General features: G+C 54.8%; 1 pseudogene. It reads right to left on the bottom strand.

The features are described 5' to 3' along the window. A pseudogene (locus IS446_RS00210) lies at positions 1-252 on the bottom strand (hypothetical protein); the annotation flags it as partial.

Raw genomic sequence — 252 nt, 5'->3', positions numbered from 1 at the left:
TGAGCCCGTCGCCATCGGTGTCTGCATTATAGGGATCAGTTCCATTGGTGGCTTCAGCTCCATTGAGAACACCATCGCCGTCACAGTCGCCCGAAGCCCAAATGGCATTGCTTGCATCATATCCGGTATATCCGGCAGATTGTGCAGGAACACAAGGATCTGCAGGTGCCGGGTCGGTACTGTTCGGTACGCCATCACCATCATCATCAGGGTCGGTTACTGTAAAGGTCACCACGCCGGTAGCACATACCG

This window comes from Robertkochia sediminum, assembly GCF_016786255.1.
GTDB classification, from domain to species: Bacteria; Bacteroidota; Bacteroidia; order Flavobacteriales; family Flavobacteriaceae; genus Robertkochia; species Robertkochia sediminum.
The sequence above is the reverse complement of the archived record's forward strand: the minus strand, read 5'-3'. Positions and strand labels throughout refer to the sequence as shown.